Source organism: Brachybacterium horti (genome assembly GCF_054777615.1).
Window position 1 is genome coordinate 224,533 of the sequence record NZ_BAAHAM010000004.1, and the last position, 13,825, is coordinate 238,357.

Sequence of the window (13,825 nt, forward strand, 5' to 3'; positions counted from 1 at the left end):
CTTTTACGTGCTTGTTACACGCCCGTGCCGCCCGGGTTTCGCGAGGTCGATAGCGTCCGGGGCATGACCGAGACCTCCACCGCCGCCGTCTCCCCCGCCCGGGACACGGGGCCCGCCCTCCTGCGCCTCATGCTCGCGCTCACCTTCACCACCGGGATCGTCGACGCGATCGGCTACCTGGGCCTGGACCGGGTGTTCACCGCGAACATGACCGGCAACGTGGTGATCCTCGGGATGGCCCTCACCGGGGCGGACGACCTCCCCGTGGCGGGGCCGCTGATCGCGCTCGGCGGCTTCGTGCTCGGGGCGGTGCTCGCGGGGCGCGCGCTCGGCGGCCGCACGGGCGCCTGGAGCGCGGTGACGACCGCCCTGCTCGGCGGGGTCGCCGGGGTCGTCGTCGCCATCGGCGCGGTGCTGCTGCTGTGGGACGGGGCGCCGGAGCCCGCGCTGCTGGTGATCACCGGTGTGCTGGGCCTCGCGATGGGTGCGCAGGCCGCGACGGCCCGCGCGATCGGGGTCAAGGACGTGACGACCGTGGTCATCACCTCGACGATCACGGGCCTCGCCATGGACTCCCCGCTCGCCGGCGGCAGCGGCGCGCTGTGGCCGCGGCGCCTGCTCGCCGTGCTGCTCATGCTCGCGGGAGCGGCCGTGGGCGCCGCCCTGCTGCGCGTGCACGCCGGGGCGGGGCTGCTCGTGGCCGGGCTGATCTGCGCGGCGGTCGCCGCGATCGGCCACGCCCGCTGCCGGGGCTGAGCCGCCTCAGGCGGTCTGCAGCGCGGGCTCCACGACGTCGAAGCGGTAGCCGACGTTGCGCACCGTGTGGATCGCGGAGTCGAGGCTCTCACCGAGCTTCGCCCGCAGCCGGCGCACATGCACGTCCACGGTGCGGGTACCGCCGAAGTAGTCGTAGCCCCACACCTCCTGCAGCAGCTGGGCGCGGGTGAACACCCGGCCCGGGTGCGCGACGAGGTACTTCAGCAGCTCGAACTCCTTGAACGTCAGCTCGAGGGGCATGCCGTGCACGGAGGCGGTGAAGCTCGACTCGTCGATCAGCAGGCCGCCCGCGGAGAGCAGCGCGGGGGCCGGCTCCTCCACCGGGGCGGAGCGCAGCGCGAGCCGCAGCCGGGCGTCGACCTCGGCGGGTCCCGCGGTGGGCAGCAGGTAGTCCGCGGCGCCCCAGTCCTGGTTCGCGGCCGCGAGACCGGACTCGGCCATCACGAGGACCATCGGCAGCGCGAGCCCCGCCGCCTCGAGCCGCATCGCCATGTGCGGCGCCCAGGTGAGGTCCGCGGTCGAGTCGAAGACGACGACGTCGCACTCGGGGGCGCGGCGGAGGTCCGGGAGGTCCATTCCGCAGTAGTGCACCGTGTGCGGGAGCATCGCGAGGGCTCCGAGAGCCGGTCGCCGCAGCGCCGGGCGGGCGGGCGAGATGTGCAGGACGCGCAGTGCGGAGGACATGGGACGGCTCACCGGGAGACCCCTTTCGCTGGGGGAGGGAGGGGCGCGCCGTCGGGCCCCGAGATGGCGCCCACTTCACTGCAACGATCGTGCCAAGGACATGTCCGGGAGGTGTCGAGACCTTTTCGTGACCGTCGTGCTCACGGCGCGAGAGGAGGACGGGGGCGGCCATCCCGGCGTCGTCGAGCACGAGCGCGGCATCGCCCCGCACGAGCTGCGGCGGCACGGAGAAGGTCAGGCCGGCCACCACGATCACGAGGGTTGCGGAGACATGGTTCGTGAGCGTCATCCGCCCGAGCGGCGCGAGGACCGCCGCGAGCACCGGTCGCAGCGGCGTGCGCAGCGGGGCGGCGACCGCGCCCGCGACGACGGTGAGCGCGAGCCCCGGCCGGGCCGAGCGCTCGAACCGTCGCGGCAGGTCGAGGGAAGCGGCGGTGAAGCCGAGCAGGAACATGCCGGGCACGAGCATCAGGCCGCCGAACGTGGCGCCGACGGCGGTGAGCGCCGCTCCCCCGATCCCGGCGACCACGGTGCGCGCCCGCTCCGGGAGGAAGGCCAGCGGGAGGAGGAACAGCGTCCCGACGATCGCGCAGGGCAGCAGCGCCTCCCCCGCCTGCAACAGCTGGTGCAGGGCACCGAGCAGACCGAGCGCGAGCAGGCGGCGCAGCAGCACCGCGCGCGGCCGCGCGGCGCGTCGAGAGGCGGAGTCCCACAGCATGCCGGAGCCCACGCCGAAGAGCAGCGAGAAGATCGGGAAGAACCGCTGCTGGACGAGCAGCTGCTCGAGCACGGTGGTGAGCGGCGGGGCGCCACCTGCCCCGGGCACGCTCACCCCGAGCAGCGGCCCGTCGGGCAGGAAGGCGATCCGCCTCCGGGCGGAGCACCCCGTCCCCCTGCGGGTGGGGGCGTGCACGCCCGACTCCGACCGTGACCGAGCCGTGATGCGGAAACGGACATGGCGCCCGTCACACGCCCCTAAGATGACAACGTTGTCGGCCACCCCGGCCGCACTCGACGACGAGTGGGAGGGAAGCATCCATGAGCGATCCGCACGCGATCCTGGAGATGCGCAACATCACCAAGCTGTTCCCGGGGGTCCGGGCGCTGGACGACGTCACCATGACCGTGCGCCGCGGTGACATCCACGCGATCTGCGGCGAGAACGGCGCCGGGAAGTCGACCCTCATGAAGGTCCTCTCCGGCGTGCACCCGCACGGCAGCTACGGCGGGCAGATCCTGTTCCAGGGCGAGGAGATGGCGTTCAAGGACATCAAGTCCTCCGAGGCCGTCGGCATCGTCATCATCCACCAGGAGCTCGCGCTCATCCCCGAGCTCTCCGTCGCGGACAACATCTTCCTGGGCAACGAGATCGTCGCCGGCGGGCTCATCGACCGCCGCGAGCTGCGCCGCCGCAGCCTCGACCTGCTCGCCCGCGTGGGCCTCGAGGTGGATCCGGCGCTGCCCGTGAAGACCCTCGGCGTGGGCCAGCAGCAGCTCGTCGAGATCGCCAAAGCGCTCGCGAAGGACGTCAAGCTCCTGATCCTCGACGAGCCCACCTCCGCCCTCAACGAGGACGACTCCGCGAACCTGCTCACCCTCATGAAGGGGCTGAAGAGCAAGGGCATCACCTCGATCATGATCTCCCACAAGCTGGGCGAGATCGCCGAGGTCTCCGACGCCGTGACCGTCATCCGGGACGGGCGCACCGTGGAGACCTACGCGGTCGAGGCGGGCCACGTCGACGAGGACCGCATCATCCGCGCGATGGTGGGCCGCTCCCTCGACAACCGCTACCCCGACCACGAGCCGAACCTCGACGGCGAGGTCATCCTCGAGGTCGAGGGCTGGACCGTCGAGCACCCCACCGTGCCGGGCAAGCTCGTCTGCCGCGACGAGTCCTTCGTGGCCCGCCGCGGCGAGATCCTCGGCTTCGCGGGGCTCATGGGCGCCGGCCGCACCGAGCTCGCCCGCTCCCTGTTCGGCCGCTCCTACGGCAACTTCCTCGGCGGGCGGCTCCGGCTGCGCGGCGAGGAGGTCGAGCTGCGCACCGTGCGCCAGGCGATCCGCCACGGCCTCGCCTACGTCTCCGAGGACCGCAAGCAGCTCGGGCTGAACCTCCTGGACAGCATCAAGGACACGATCGTCTCCGCGAACCTGCCGGCCGTCGTGCGGCGCGGCCTGATCGACGACACCGAGGAGCGCAGGGTCGCCGAGCGCTACCGCCGCTCCCTGCGCATCAAGACCCCCGGGATCGACGTGGGCGTCGCGACCCTCTCCGGCGGGAACCAGCAGAAGGTCGTCCTCGCGAAGTGGCTCTTCCCCGAGCCGGACGTCCTCATCCTCGACGAGCCCACGCGCGGCATCGACGTGGGCGCGAAGTTCGAGATCTACCGGCTCATCCAGCAGCTCGCGGACCAGGGGAAGGCCGTCATCGTCATCTCCTCCGAGCTGCCCGAGGTGCTCGGCATCTGCGACCGCATCTACACCCTCTGCGAAGGGCGCATCACCGGGGAGGTGCCTCGCTCCGAGGCGGACCAGGAGACGCTCATGCGCATGATGACCACCACCGTCGGATCCGCCGCCTGACCGGCGCCGCAACGAGAGAACAGACCCATGAACGTCGTCAAGCAGATCTTCGGGACGGACTTCCGTCAGTTCACGATGGTGTTCGCCCTCGTGGCGCTCCTCCTCGGCTTCCACATCGCCTCGGGCGGCAGCATGCTCACCCCGGGCAACATGCAGAACCTCATCTCCGGCAACGCCTACGTGCTGATCCTCGCGATCGGCATGGTGATGGTCATCGTCATCGGCCACATCGATCTCTCGGTGGGCTCCGTCGCGGGCTTCGTGGGCATGTGCGTCGCGCTCTCCGCTCGCGACCTGCACTTCCCGTGGTGGGCGGCCCTGCTCGCCGGCCTCGTGATCGGCGCGCTGATCGGCTGCTGGCACGGGTTCTGGCTCGCGAAGGTCGGCATCCCCGGCTTCATCACGACCCTCGCCGGGATGATGCTCTTCCGCGGCGGCGTGATCTGGCTGAGCGGATCGGTGAGCGTCCCGGTCCCGCCGGAGCTGAACGTCCTGGGTGCCGGCTACCTGCCCGAGTGGGGCCCCGCGTGGACCTCCCTCAACAACTCGACCCTGCTGCTGGGCCTGATCGCGATCGCCCTCTACGCCTGGAGCCAGATCAGCACCTACCGCCGCCGCGTGGCCGACGGCGAGACGGAGCTGCAGCTCAGCGCCGTCATCATCCGCGTGGTGCTCGTGGGCGCCGTGCTCGCCTACGTCACCTACCTCTTCGGCAGCGGCCGCCCGGGCACCTCGTTCCCGATCCCCGGCGTGATCCTCGTGGCGCTCGTGATCATCTACCACGTCATCACCCAGCGCACGACCTTCGGCCGGCACATCTACGCGGTGGGCGGCAACAAGCAGGCCGCCGCGCTCTCCGGCGTGAGCGTGAGCCGGGTGTACTTCCTGGTGATGGCGAACATGTCCTTCCTCGCGGCCCTCGCCGGGATCCTCTTCGTCGCCCGCGCGACCTCCGCGGGACCGTCGGACGGCAACACCTGGGAGCTCGACGCGATCGCCGCCGTGTTCATCGGCGGGGCCGCGGTCTCCGGCGGCATCGGCACGGTCACCGCGACCATGATCGGCGGCCTCGTGATGGCGACCCTGAACTCCGGCCTCTTCCTCATGGGGGTCGGCCAGGACAAGACCCAGGTGATCAAGGGCTTCGTGCTCCTCGCCGCCGTCGCCTTCGACGTCTACAACAAGCAGCAGGGCCGACCCTCGATCACCGGACGCCTGTTCGGCGACCGCACGAAGGCGGAGCCGACGAACGAGCCGGTCGCGATCGCCCCGTCCCCCGGCTCCCCCGCTTCCCCCGACTCGACCTCCACCCCCTCCAGCTGATCCACGATCCGCTCCCTCCCCACCCCGAGGTCCGATGGCGGGCCCCGACCACACAAGGAGTTCTCATGAAGCGCAGGACCTTCACCATCGGCGGCCTCGCCGCCGCCGGCACCCTCCTCCTCGCCGCGTGCGGCGGGGGCCGCACGGGCACCACCACCGACAGCGGCGACGGCGGCGGGGGCAGCGGCTTCGACGCCGATGCGACCGTCGGCGTCGCCCTCCCCTGGCTCGGCACCCAGAACTGGGCCGAGGCGCAGGACCTGTTCACCGCCCAGCTGAAGGAGGCCGGCTTCACGCCCCTCGTGCAGGCGGCGGACAACAAGGTCTCCCAGCAGCAGCAGCAGATCGAGGCGATGGTCCAGAAGGGCGCGAAGGCGATCGTCGTGGGCCCCATCGACGGCACCCAGCTGGGCAGCGCGCTGAAGTCCGCGAAGGACGCCGGCATCCGGATCATCGGCTACGACCGCCTCATCGAGAACACCGACGCGGTGGATGCCGTGGTCCAGTTCGGCAGCGTCCGCACCGGCGAGCTGCAGGGCCAGTCGCTCCTGGACGGCCTCGCCGAGCGCAAGGGCGAGGGCCCGTACAACATCGAGCTCTTCGGCGGCGGCCCCGCCGATCCCAACGCGCCGAACTTCTTCACCGGCGCGATGTCCGTCCTCCAGCCCAAGATCGACGACGGCACCCTCGTCGTCGTCTCCGGTCAGGTGGACTTCCAGCAGGTCGCCACGCAGGACTGGGACAACGGCAAGGCGCAGTCCCGCATGGACTCCCTGCTCGCCTCGAACTACTCCGACAAGGAGATCCACGGGGTGCTCTCCCCCAACGACGGCATCGCCCGCGCGATCATCACCGCGTGCAAGGCCGCCGGCCAGGAGGTGCCCGTCGTCGACGGTCTCGACGCGGAGACCGAGTCGATCACCTCGATCTGGAACGGCGAGCAGTACTCCACGGTCCACAAGCCCACCAAGGACCTCGTCGCGAAGACCATCGAGCTCATCACCGCGTACCAGAAGGGTGAGGACCCGGAGGCGCCGACCGAGACCGAGAACAACGGCACGATCGACGTGCCCGTCTACGCCCTGGACCCGGTGGTCGTGACGAAGGAGAACGCCGAGGAGGTCTTCCAGGACGACCCGGACCGCCTCGCGCTGCTGAAGGGCTGACCTGCTGGCGGGATCGGCCGGCCCCGTGCTCCCGGACGACCGGGAGCACGGGGCCCTCACCCCGGGGCGGAGGAGCTGATGGTGGGCAGACGACCCACGATGAAGGACGTCGCCTCGCGCGCCGGCGTCGCCTTCAAGACGGTCTCCCGCGTGATCAACGGCGAGCCCGGCGTCTCCGAGGAGACGGCGCGGCGCGTGCGGCGCGCGGCCGCGGAGCTCCACTACCGCCGTGACGCGACCGCCGGCAGCCTGCGCCGCTCCACGCGCGGCACGGACAGCGTCGGCCTGCTCCTGGCGAGCGTGGACAACGACTTCGACGCGGCGATCCACCGCGGGGTCGAGGACGCCGCCCAGCGCCACGGCCTCAGCGTCTACGCGGCGAGCACCGACGAGGATCCCGCCCGGGAGCGCCAGCTCGCCCGCGGTCTGCTCGAGCGGCGCGTGGACGGCCTGATCCTCATGCCCTCTCCCGCGGACCTCACGTTCCTGGCCCCCGAGCTGCGCCTCGGCACCCCGGTCGTCGCCGTGGACCGGCCGCCGCACGGCATCGAGGTGGACACGGTGGCCTCGGACAACGTGAGCGGCGCGCGCGAGGGCGTCGCCCACCTGATCGGGCACGGGCACCGCAGGATCGCCGTGCTCACCCATCTCGCGAGCCTGCACACCGCGGCGCAGCGGATCGCGGGCGCCCGGGAGGCGTGGGACGCGGCGGGGCTGCGGCCATCGGACCTGGTCGTGGTCGACGACCTCTCCTCGCAGGAGGAGGTCGTGACCGCGGTGGACGCCCTGCTGGACGCCGACGCGCCGCCCACGGCCCTGTTCACCGCTCGGAACCTCGTCACGATGGGCGCGGTGCGGGCGCTGCAGCGTCGCGGCATGCAGCGGGAGGTCGCCGTGGTCGGCTTCGACGACGTCGACCTCGCGGATCTGCTGGACCCGCCGGTGACGTCCGTGCGCCAGCACCCGGCGCGGCTGGGCGCCCTCGCCCTCGAGCGCCTCGTCGTCCGCCGCCGGGATCCCGCGGCGCCGATCGAGCGTGTGGTGATCCCGCCGGAGCTGATCCTCCGCCGCTCCTGCGGCTGCGGTGGCTGAGTCTGCCGGGACGGAGCCCTACTCGTCCTGCTCCCAGGCCCCGGTCTCGACGGGCTTGCCGATGCACAGCGCGGCGACGACGCCCACGAGGGAGAGCAGCACGGGCAGCAGCAGGGAGTCGGCCATCGCCTGCGCGAAGGGGGCGTGGAGGAACTCGGGCAGGGAGCCCGTCTGCGCGCCCTCGGCCGTGGCCCCCGCGCCGCCCTGGCCGCCGGCGCCGCCGGTGACCTCGCCGATCCGGTCGGCGATGCGGGTGCTCATGAGGGTCGCGATCGCGGCGGATCCCAGCACGGAGCCGATCTGCCGCGTCTCGTTGTAGACGCCGGAGCCGGCGCCCGCGAGCGAGGGCGGCAGGTTGCGGGTCGCGGTCATCGACAGCGGGCCCCAGATGAGGGCATTGCCGAGGCCCACGAGCACGAAGGGCAGCAGGAGCAGCCAGATCGCCGTGCCGGGCTCCATGATCAGGGCGAGCCAGCCGAGGCCCGCGGCGAGCGAGGCGAAGCCGCCCACGGCGAGCCAGCGCGGGTTCACTCGGTTCATCCAGCGGCCCACGAAAGGCGCGAGCGCGCCGGAGACGAGCGCCATCGGCACGGTCATGAGGGCGGCCTGCGTGGGGTCCATGCCGAGCACCTGCTGGAAGTACAGGGTGATCGGGATGGAGAGGGTGAGCACGGTCGCGCCCATCATCGCGATCGCGATGTTGGCGACGGAGAAGTTGCGGTCGCGGAACAGGCGCAGCGGCACGAGCGGCTCGCGGCGGTTCACGGCCTGCCAGACGACGAAGGCGACCATGACGACGGCGCCCGCGATGATCAGCCCGGGCACGGAGATCGGCAGGTGGGTGTCGACGCCCGCGATGACGAGCGAGTCGGTGATGGTGCCCCAGTCGTAGGTGTCCCCCTCCTGGATGCCGAAGACGAGCATGAACAGGCCTGCGGCGGAGAGCACCACGCCGAGCCAGTCGAAGGAGTGGGCGCGGCGGGAGAAGCGGGGCACGTTGCGGGCGGCGAGCAGCAGGCCGATGATCCCGACGGGCACGTTGACGAAGAAGATCCACTCCCAGCCGGGGCCGTCGACGAGCAGGCCTCCCGCGAGCGGGCCCACGAGGGTCGCGACGCCCGCGGTGGCGCCCCACAGCGCCATCGCCTGGGGGCGGTCCTTGGGGGCGAACATGCGGGTGATCATGGACATCGTCTGCGGGGTCATCATGCCGGCGCCGAGGCCCTGCACGACGCGGGCGAGGATGAGCATCTCGACGCTGCCGGCGAGGCCGCACCACAGGCTCGAGAGGGTGAAGACGGCGAGGCCGGCCATGTACATGGTCTTCATGCCGAGCCGGTCGCCGAGACGGCCGGTGATGAGCAGCGGCACGGCGTAGGCGAGCAGGTAGGCGCTCGTGACCCACAGCAGGCTCGAGAGCTCGGTGTCGAGGTCCTCCTGCATGCGCGGGATCGCGACGGTGACGATCGTGGTGTCCACGAGGATCATGAAGAACCCCAGGACGATCGACCACAGGGCGGGCCAGGGCCGGTCCAGGCGCGGGTCGCGCTCCGCCTGACCGGACTCGGCGACGGACGGGGCGGCTTCGGCCATGGGGACCTCCGGGGGACGTGCTGGGGGCGCCCGGCGCGGGTGCCTCCGAGAATGTACGCCCGCTCCCGGACGCTCGACCACGGGGATGGCCCCCGGACGTGGCGAGCATCCCTTCCCCTCGACGCCCGGACGTGAGCGTGGGCACCGGAGCACCTGTGAGAGCGTGGACGGCCACGCCACGATCGGGAGGGGAATCATGCGTGAGTACGTGTCCGGACTGGGGCTGGGCTTCGCCGCCTGCGCCCTGTTCGCCTCGGTGCTGATGGCCTGGGAGGACGGCGGCACCGCGTGGATCGCGCTGGGCGGTCTCGTGATCCTGCTCGTCGGGATCGTGCTCCAGGGGCGCCAGTTCCGCCGCTCAGAGCGCGACGGGGCCGACCCCGCCGACGAACCCCGCCCCTGAGCGCAGCCGTCGGTCCAGCAGGACCAGCCCGACCATCGCGACGAGGCCGAGCGCCCCGGGCACGAGGAACACGTGCGGCAGGCCCAGCACACCGGTGCCGATCCCGCCGAGCGCCCCGCCGAGGGCGGAGCTGACCGCGGTGCTCGAGAGGAAGATCGCGGAGGCGGTCGCGACGGCGCCGGGCAGCAGCCGCTGGGCGACGATGATGCCGAGCACCGCGAAGATGCCCCACACGCCGCCCATGAGCACCTGGCCCGCGAAGAGGCCGGCGGCGCCGGGCGAGAGCGCGAAGAGCAGGTTCGCGCCGACGCCGAACCCGGCACCCACGACCATGAGCCGCAGCATGCCGAGGCGCCGTCCCGCGATGACGGCGAGCGGCATGAGGGCGAGCTCGACGAGCGGCTGCACGCCGATGATCGCGCCGCTCACGGCGGCGGGGAGGTGGAGCGTCCCGCTCATGTGCAGGGGCAGGTAGGCGTACTTGACGGACTCCCCCGCGTACACGCACACGTAGAGGCCCGTGAAGAGAAGCAGCGGGGCCATCGCGGCGAGCCCCGGTCGCGGGGTGTGCGCCGCGTGCAACTCCGTGGCCTCCTCGGCGGCGACCCGGCGGGCGGGGGCGCTGTCCCGGCGCAGGCCCAGCGGGGCGATCTGCAGGAGCGTCGCCGCGGCGGTGGCCAGCAGCATCGCCCGGGATCCGGCCTGCGCGGCCAGCACCGTGCCGAGCACGGGCCCCACCACCCAGCCGGCGGTGAGCGCCATCCGCACGATCGCGATGACCCCGTCGTTGCCGGGTGCGGGGCGGGCGGTGAGCTCGTCGTGCAGCGCGGCGAAGAGCTGGGAGGTGGCGGCGCCGGCGACGGCGAGCGCGAGGGCGCTCAGCACGAAGGGCATCCAGAGCTGGGTGGACAGGGCGATGCCGGCCCAGCCGAGCGCGCCGATCAGGGCGCACAGGCGGAACAGGCCGAGGCGGTTGCCGGTGCGGTCGCTGCGCGCGCCGATGAGGTAGCCGGCGACGGGCGCGGTGAGGTTGGTGAGGTAGTAGAGCCCGGCGGTGGCGAGGGAGGCGTCGAGCTCGCGCACCAGGAAGGTCGCGATCTGCGGGGCGGCGGCGGAGAACCCGAGCCCGGAGAGGAACAGGGCCGCGGTCGCGCCGCGGTAGAAGGGCACGGTCGCCACGAGGTGCAGGGCGCCGCCGCGCGCCGGGCGGGGCGCGGCGTCGGTGGCGCCGGCCTGCGGATCGGGCACGCTCATGGGACGAGCTCCTTCGGTCGTCGAGGCCGACGGGACCTGCCCCGGCAGCAAAACCCACCAGTGGTGAGTTTATTGTGGACGATCGTACCCCGCGACGGACGGAACTGCCCACTCCTCCCTCGCGCCCGTCGGACCGCCCGGTCGCGGGACGTCACGAACCCTGCCCTTCCCCGGCTCCCGTGCCTAGACTCGCAGCACCGCCGGACCCGGCGGTGGACCACGTCGAGGAGGCAGTCATGAGCACCGAGGACAAGTTCGAGAACGCGGGCGAGAAGCTGGGCGGGCAGGCCAAGGAGGGCCTGGGCAAGCTCACCGGCGACAAGGAGCTCGAGACCGAGGGCCAGGTCGACCAGTCCAAGGCCGGGCTGAAGGACAAGGTCCAGGACGCCAAGGACGCCGTGACCGGTGCCCTCAAGGGCGTGAAGAAGGACTGATCAGCTGACGCACCGGCCACCACCGTGGCCGGGCGAGCACGAGGGCGGTCCCGCACGGCGTGGCCGCCCTCGCGGCGTCTGTGCCCGCCGGTGACCGGCGGCACGACCCGGGCGCGCGGTCAGCAGGTCAGCGCCGGCCGCGCGGCGCGGGGGTCAGGGGCTCGGGGACGGACTGCTCGTCGATCTGCTCGGTGAGGGCGTCGAGGAACTCCGCGACCGCGCGACGGGAGTTTGGGGGAACCTGCTGCGCCGCCTCGAGCATGCGATCGTGCATGGTGGCGAGGCGGTCGCGGACCTCCTCGTGGGCATGGTCCGTCGCGAGCACGACGAGGGCGCGGCGGTCGGTGGGATGAGGGGTGCGGCGAAGGTGCCCGGAGCGGGTGAGCCGGTCCAGCAGCTTGCTGGTGGAGGCCCCGGAGATGCCGAGGAGCCGTGCGAGGCGCAGCAGGGTGAGCGGGTCCTCGGCGGCCTCGTGGGCGATCACGTGGCGCAGCGCCTCGAGGTCCGTGGTGTTCATGTCCATGCCTGCGCTGATGCGTCGGCGCAGGTCGTGATCGGCCTGGCGGAGGCGGCGGACCGCGGCGAGCATCGTGATCGCCGAGTCGTCCTCCTCCTCGTCGTACCAGTAGCCGCGGCGCTGGGGGTCGCCGGCGGTCGTGCGCGCATCCATGGTGCTCGATGCTACGCTGTGATCACATAGCCAGGCTATCAAAATTACTCTGTGTAAAGTTCTGCCGTGTCCGCCAGAGCGGATCGCCGCACGCCGGCCACCCGAGGGCACGGTGACGCTCCGCCGGACCGCGGTCGGCGCCGAGGGGACAGGAGAGCCCATGACCGTCACCTCAACCCAGGACCACGTCGTCCTGGTCGATGCGGACGGGCGACCCACCGGGGAGCTCGCCCTCCGCGCGGAGGTGCACTCGACCAGCACCCCGCGCCACCTCGGCTTCTCCTGCTACGTGATCCGCGAGGACGGCCGGGTGCTGCTGACGCGACGGGCCCTGGACAAGCGCACCTGGCCGGGCGTGTGGACGAACTCCCTCTGCGGCCATCCCCGTCTCGGCGAGTCGCTCCCCGACGCCATCGCCCGACGGGCCGAGGACGAGCTCGGCATGGTGCTGCGCTCGCCGAGGACGGCCCTCCCCGACTTCCACTACGTCGCCACCGATGCCTCCGGCATCGTCGAGAACGAGTTCTGCCCGGTCGCCGTCGCACGCTGTGCGACCGCACCCGACCCCCGCCCCGAGGAGGTGATGGACCTGCGCTGGGTCACCCCGGGCGAGCTCCACCAGCTCGTGCGGACCGCGCCCTGGACTCTCAGCCCCTGGTGCGCCGCCCAGGTCCCGCTGCTCGGTGCGCACCTCTCCGCCTCCGGGACCGATCGATGAGCACGGACGCGCAGTCGCAGCGACCCTCTCTCGACGCCACCATCGCCGAGACCCTCGCCGCCACGGCCCGGCGCGCCGCCCCCGGATCCGACCACGAGCACGTCGAGCTCATGGCTGCTCTGTCCCACGCGTGCAGCGGCGGCGGCCGGCTCCGCCCGCAGCTCCTGCTGGACACCTGCCGAGCCCTCGGCGGCGATCCCGCCGGCCCCGCCCTCCGCGTCGCCGCCGCGATCGAGATCCTCCACGCCGCCTTCGTCCTCCAGGACGACGTCATCGACGCCGATCCCGTGCGCCGCGGGGCTCCCACGGCGCACGCCGCGCTGACGACCGCCGCTCTCGCCGAGGGCGCTCCCCTGCGCGGCGCCCGGCGCTACGGCGACGCCGGAGGGACCCTCGCCGGGGACCTCGGGCTGATCACCGCGCTCACGGCCGTCCTGCGCTGCGGCGCTCCCGCGACGACGGTCGACCGTCTCGTCGATCTCCTGGAGAGCGCGGTGCACGCGAGCGCCGCGGGCGAGCTCGCCGACGTCGCGCCGACGGCCGTCGCGCCTGCCGGCGGGCCCTCGCCCACACCGGTCACCGCATCCTTGCGGGTCGCCGCCCTCAAGACCTCCGCCTACACGACCGAGCTGCCGCTGCGCGCCGGAGCCGTGCTCGCCGGAGCCGACGAGCAGGTCGACGAGGCGCTCGCCGCCGTCGGCCGCCCGCTCGGCATCGGCTTCCAGCTGCTCGACGACCTCGTCGGCGTCTTCGGTGACGAGTCCCGCACCGGCAAGAGCGCGCTCTCCGACCTCCGGGACGGGGCGCGCACGGGTCTGATCGCCCATGCGGAGTCGACGGACGCGTGGCCTCTCCTCCTGCCCCTCATCGGGGACCCCGATGCGGACGAGAGCTCCCTGCAGGAGGCGCGCCGACTGCTCGAGGACTGCGGGGCCCGCGCGCGCACCGAGGCTCTCGCCGAGGAGCAGCTGGATCTCGCCGTCGAGCTCGCCGTCTCCAGCGGCGTGCCGGACGGGCTGGTCGTCGTGCTGGATGCGACGCGCCGCCGGATGCTCGAGACGGCGCACGCACAGCTCGTGGGTGTGCGGGAGGTCGGCGCATGATCCCGCACGATCGCCACCCCCG

Annotated in this window: 14 protein-coding genes; 10 read left to right on the top strand and 4 right to left on the bottom strand. The window is 72.6% G+C overall.

What is annotated here, in order from left to right:
• Nucleotides 1–63: 63 nt before the first annotated feature.
• A complete protein-coding gene (locus ACYVAP_RS13890; protein ID WP_498861115.1) occupies nt 64–756 on the top strand; it encodes a YoaK family protein in 693 nt (230 codons plus the stop codon).
• 6 nt (nt 757–762) lie between these two features.
• On the opposite strand, the gene ACYVAP_RS13895 is transcribed toward ACYVAP_RS13890, so the two are convergent.
• Nucleotides 763–1,473 (bottom strand): winged helix-turn-helix domain-containing protein, encoded by a 711-nt coding sequence (locus ACYVAP_RS13895; RefSeq protein WP_498861116.1) that lies wholly within the window; start codon nt 1,471–1,473, stop codon nt 763–765.
• Between the two features lie 115 nt (nt 1,474–1,588).
• Between ACYVAP_RS13895 and ACYVAP_RS13900 the strand changes: the two genes are divergently transcribed.
• From ACYVAP_RS13900 to ACYVAP_RS13920, 5 genes are all read left to right on the top strand, one after another.
• The gene (locus ACYVAP_RS13900) at nt 1,589–2,392 is read left to right on the top strand and encodes a hypothetical protein (RefSeq protein ID WP_498861117.1); all 804 of its coding nucleotides are present in this window, start codon (nt 1,589–1,591) and stop codon (nt 2,390–2,392) included.
• A 107-nt stretch (nt 2,393–2,499) separates the two neighbouring features.
• On the top strand, nt 2,500–4,047 hold the full coding sequence (locus ACYVAP_RS13905; RefSeq protein ID WP_264451591.1) for an ATP-binding cassette domain-containing protein: 1,548 nt from the start codon (nt 2,500–2,502) through the stop codon (nt 4,045–4,047).
• A gap of 27 nt (nt 4,048–4,074) precedes the next feature.
• Complete coding sequence (locus ACYVAP_RS13910; RefSeq protein ID WP_498861118.1) at nt 4,075–5,370, top strand: sugar ABC transporter permease; 1,296 nt, start codon at nt 4,075–4,077, stop codon at nt 5,368–5,370.
• A 65-nt stretch (nt 5,371–5,435) separates the two neighbouring features.
• Entirely contained in the window at nt 5,436–6,536 is a 1,101-nt protein-coding gene (locus tag ACYVAP_RS13915; protein ID WP_264451251.1) for a substrate-binding domain-containing protein, read from the top strand.
• 81 nt (nt 6,537–6,617) lie between these two features.
• Nucleotides 6,618–7,628, top strand: coding sequence for a LacI family DNA-binding transcriptional regulator (locus ACYVAP_RS13920; RefSeq protein ID WP_498861119.1), 1,011 nt, complete (start codon nt 6,618–6,620; stop codon nt 7,626–7,628).
• Nucleotides 7,629–7,646: 18 nt separating this feature from the next.
• Here ACYVAP_RS13920 and ACYVAP_RS13925 read toward each other — a convergent pair whose 3' ends face one another.
• Nucleotides 7,647–9,221, bottom strand: coding sequence for an efflux MFS transporter permease (locus tag ACYVAP_RS13925; RefSeq protein ID WP_498861120.1), 1,575 nt, complete (start codon nt 9,219–9,221; stop codon nt 7,647–7,649).
• A gap of 196 nt (nt 9,222–9,417) precedes the next feature.
• Between ACYVAP_RS13925 and ACYVAP_RS13930 the strand changes: the two genes are divergently transcribed.
• Nucleotides 9,418–9,624, top strand: a complete 207-nt coding sequence (locus ACYVAP_RS13930; RefSeq protein WP_498861121.1) for a hypothetical protein — start codon at nt 9,418–9,420, stop codon at nt 9,622–9,624.
• Here the strand turns inward: ACYVAP_RS13930 and ACYVAP_RS13935 are convergent.
• Nucleotides 9,580–10,878 carry an MFS transporter gene (locus tag ACYVAP_RS13935; protein ID WP_498861122.1) on the bottom strand — a complete coding sequence of 433 codons (1,299 nt, stop codon included), beginning with the start codon at nt 10,876–10,878 and terminating at the stop codon, nt 9,580–9,582. The two genes, ACYVAP_RS13930 and ACYVAP_RS13935, sit on opposite strands and share 45 nt — an antisense overlap.
• A 236-nt stretch (nt 10,879–11,114) precedes the next feature.
• Between ACYVAP_RS13935 and ACYVAP_RS13940 the strand changes: the two genes are divergently transcribed.
• Nucleotides 11,115–11,312, top strand: coding sequence for a CsbD family protein (locus ACYVAP_RS13940; protein ID WP_498861123.1), 198 nt, complete (start codon nt 11,115–11,117; stop codon nt 11,310–11,312).
• A gap of 127 nt (nt 11,313–11,439) precedes the next feature.
• Here the strand turns inward: ACYVAP_RS13940 and ACYVAP_RS13945 are convergent, their stop codons facing one another.
• Nucleotides 11,440–11,982 (bottom strand): MarR family winged helix-turn-helix transcriptional regulator, encoded by a 543-nt coding sequence (locus ACYVAP_RS13945; protein WP_498861124.1) that lies wholly within the window; start codon nt 11,980–11,982, stop codon nt 11,440–11,442.
• A 160-nt stretch (nt 11,983–12,142) separates the two neighbouring features.
• Here ACYVAP_RS13945 and idi point away from each other — a divergent pair, with 160 nt between their 5' ends.
• Both idi and ACYVAP_RS13955 read left to right on the top strand, forming a co-directional pair.
• Nucleotides 12,143–12,700: an isopentenyl-diphosphate delta-isomerase gene (gene idi, locus ACYVAP_RS13950; RefSeq protein WP_498861125.1), complete on the top strand. Its 558-nt coding sequence runs from the start codon at nt 12,143–12,145 to the stop codon at nt 12,698–12,700.
• Entirely contained in the window at nt 12,697–13,803 is a 1,107-nt protein-coding gene (locus ACYVAP_RS13955) for a polyprenyl synthetase family protein (protein ID WP_498861126.1), read from the top strand. Before idi ends, ACYVAP_RS13955 begins: the two co-directional genes overlap by 4 nt.
• Nucleotides 13,804–13,825 lie beyond the last annotated feature (22 nt).

What these genes read in the sequence shown, in the direction of transcription:
- ACYVAP_RS13890 (WP_498861115.1), top strand. Translation starts at nt 64, where the DNA reads ATGACCGAGACCTCCACCGCCGCCGTCTCCCCCGCCCGGGACACGGGG.
- ACYVAP_RS13905 (WP_264451591.1), top strand. Translation starts at nt 2,500, where the DNA reads ATGAGCGATCCGCACGCGATCCTGGAGATGCGCAACATCACCAAGCTG.
- ACYVAP_RS13910 (WP_498861118.1), top strand. Translation starts at nt 4,075, where the DNA reads ATGAACGTCGTCAAGCAGATCTTCGGGACGGACTTCCGTCAGTTCACG.
- ACYVAP_RS13915 (WP_264451251.1), top strand. Translation starts at nt 5,436, where the DNA reads ATGAAGCGCAGGACCTTCACCATCGGCGGCCTCGCCGCCGCCGGCACC.
- ACYVAP_RS13925 (WP_498861120.1), bottom strand. Translation starts at nt 9,221, where the DNA reads ATGGCCGAAGCCGCCCCGTCCGTCGCCGAGTCCGGTCAGGCGGAGCGC.
- ACYVAP_RS13930 (WP_498861121.1), top strand. Translation starts at nt 9,418, where the DNA reads ATGCGTGAGTACGTGTCCGGACTGGGGCTGGGCTTCGCCGCCTGCGCC.
- ACYVAP_RS13935 (WP_498861122.1), bottom strand. Translation starts at nt 10,878, where the DNA reads ATGAGCGTGCCCGATCCGCAGGCCGGCGCCACCGACGCCGCGCCCCGC.
- ACYVAP_RS13940 (WP_498861123.1), top strand. Translation starts at nt 11,115, where the DNA reads ATGAGCACCGAGGACAAGTTCGAGAACGCGGGCGAGAAGCTGGGCGGG.
- ACYVAP_RS13945 (WP_498861124.1), bottom strand. Translation starts at nt 11,982, where the DNA reads ATGGATGCGCGCACGACCGCCGGCGACCCCCAGCGCCGCGGCTACTGG.
- idi (WP_498861125.1), top strand. Translation starts at nt 12,143, where the DNA reads ATGACCGTCACCTCAACCCAGGACCACGTCGTCCTGGTCGATGCGGAC.
- ACYVAP_RS13955 (WP_498861126.1), top strand. Translation starts at nt 12,697, where the DNA reads ATGAGCACGGACGCGCAGTCGCAGCGACCCTCTCTCGACGCCACCATC.